This is a genomic window from Ectobacillus sp., from assembly GCF_056992975.1.
Window position 1 is genome coordinate 1 of sequence record NZ_JBXKMX010000001.1, and the last position, 2668, is coordinate 2668.

Below are 2668 nucleotides of genomic sequence, written 5' to 3' on the forward strand. Positions count from 1 at the left end.
CAATTAAACGATCATGCAATACACTTTCTAGATTTAACAGTTTATCTGTTTCAGTTTGAGCCAACTTTGATACTGGAATACGCGTCCAAGTTGATACAACACTTGCAATGTCTTCAACCGTCACTTCGGAATTTTCTTTTCCTTGTTTTTCTTTCCATTGTTGTTTTGTGTCTTCCAATTGTTCACGCAAGCGTTGTTCATTATCACGCAATGATGCAGCCTTTTCAAATTCTTGACTTTGTACTGCTGCATCTTTCTCTTTTCTAACTTCTTCTAGCTTTTGTTCACATTCCTTAAGATTAGGTGGAGCTGTATAAGAACGTAAGCGCACTTTCGATGCAGCCTCATCAATTAAATCGATTGCTTTATCAGGTAAGAAGCGATCAGTAATATAGCGATCTGACAATTTTACTGCAGCTTCAATAGATTCATCTGTAATGGATACACGATGATGCGCCTCATAGCGATCTCGCAATCCTTTTAAAATTTGTACAGATTCTGCAACACTTGGTTCATCTACTTGAATTGGTTGGAAGCGACGTTCTAGTGCTGCATCCTTTTCAATATATTTACGGTACTCGTCAATCGTTGTAGCACCGATACATTGCAATTCACCGCGTGCAAGTGATGGTTTTAGAATATTAGATGCATCGATTGCACCTTCTGCACCGCCAGCTCCAATTAATGTATGAAGCTCATCAATAAAGAGTATGATATTCCCAGCTTGGCGGATTTCGTCCATTACTTTTTTCAAACGATCTTCAAATTCACCACGGTATTTCGTTCCTGCGACTACCGTTCCCATATCAAGTGTCATAACGCGTTTGTCACGTAACGTTTCTGGTACTTCATTGTGAATAATTTGTTGTGCTAAACCTTCTGCAATTGCTGTTTTCCCTACCCCTGGCTCACCGATTAGTACCGGATTGTTCTTCGTTCTTCTGCTCAGTACTTCAATAACACGTTGAATTTCCTTGCTTCTTCCAATCACTGGATCAAGGCGGCCTTCACGTGCAATAGCAGTTAAGTCTCTAGCTAGACTATCAAGCGTTGGTGTGTTTGCATTTGTTGTAGTACCTGCTTGATTTCCTGAAGTTGCCTCATTGCTTCCTAATAGTTGAAGCACTTGCTGTCTTGCCTTATTTAAGCTAACGCCAAGGTTGTTTAACACACGAGCTGCCACGCCTTCTCCTTCTCGTATCAATCCAAGAAGAATATGCTCCGTACCAACATAGGAATGGCCGAGCTTTCTTGCTTCATCCATAGAAAGTTCAATGACTTTCTTAGCTCTTGGTGTGTAGTGAACGGTTTGTGTGACTTCCGTTCCACGACCAATTAAAGCCTCTACTTCTTTTTGAATTTTTTCTGGACTTAATCCAAGAGCAAGAAGTGCTTTAGCAGCAATCCCTTCTCCTTCACGAACTAACCCTAACAAAATGTGCTCTGTACCAATATTATTATGACCAATACGAATGGCTTCTTCTTGGGACAACGCTAATACTTTTTGTGCACGTTCTGTAAATCTTCCAAACATCATATGAACTCGCCTCCTATTTATTGTTATTCTGTTCTAACAGCAACCGTTCTCGAATGAGAGAAGCCCTACGAAAATCTCGATCTTCTGGCCGCAAGGGACCTCCTGCATATTGCTGCAATACCCCCGGCTGCGTTAAAATCATCAGCTCCGTCAGAATATTATGAGAAATATTTTGAATATACCCTAAATCGATACCTAATCGAACATCTGATAAACAGCTTGCCGCTTCACCTGATTCTATTAATCGGCTATTTGCAAGAACACCATAAGAGCGAAATACTTTATCCTCAAGCTGAATACCCGATGTATTCAGTAATGCTTTTCTTGCCACTCGCTCTTGCTGTATTAACTGAGCCACAACACTTTTTAAATCTTCAATAATATCTTCCTCAGATTTTCCAAGTGTAATTTGATTGGAAACTTGAAAAATGTTTCCGAGTGCTTCGCTCCCCTCTCCATATATACCACGTACTACTAAACCCAATTGGTTAATAGCCGTTGCTATACGATTCATTTGCTGCGTTAAAACTAATGCAGGCAAATGCATCATGACGGAGGCCCGAAGTCCTGTTCCTACATTTGTAGGGCAACTCGTTAAATAACCCAGATGTTCATCAAACGCATACTCAATATGCTTCTCCAACCAATCATCTACTGTATTCGCAAGCTGCAAGGATTCTGATAATTGAAAGCCCGGAAATAAACATTGTATACGAATATGGTCCTCTTCATTGACCATAATACTGATTTGCTCACTTTCTGATAGTAGACAAGAACCTGAAGATGAATTTCCTGCCAAATCAGGGCTAATTAAATGCTTTTCCATGAGTACACGCCTTTGGATAGGCTGTAAATCATTCATTTTCAAAAATTCCATTTTTCCAAAGCTGGTTGAGTCGTCCTGTATAATGCTTTCCAATATTTCATTAATTTCCTGGACCTGTTCGTTCGTTAATAACGTTGGAAATAAAAAATCACGTAAATTTCTCGCTAACCGAATACGGCTACTTAACACAATGTCAGAATCAGGACCACTTTCCTTCATCCAAGGACTAATCGCATCATTCATAATGTGATCGAGTGACATAGAATTATTCCTCCTTTCTATGCTCACTAAGTTGTTGTTCAATC

General features: G+C 39.8%; 1 protein-coding gene and 1 pseudogene. Both read right to left on the minus strand.

Translation table 11 applies throughout. From position 1 onward, the window contains the following. A pseudogene (gene clpC / locus AC11ZT_RS00005) lies at positions 1-1537 on the minus strand (ATP-dependent protease ATP-binding subunit ClpC); the annotation flags it as partial. A 13-nt stretch (positions 1538-1550) separates the two neighbouring features. Beyond that, on the minus strand, positions 1551-2624 hold the full coding sequence (gene mcsB / locus AC11ZT_RS00010; RefSeq protein ID WP_484057651.1) for a protein-arginine kinase McsB: 1074 nt from the start codon (positions 2622-2624) through the stop codon (positions 1551-1553). Between the last annotated feature and the right edge of the window lie 44 nt (positions 2625-2668).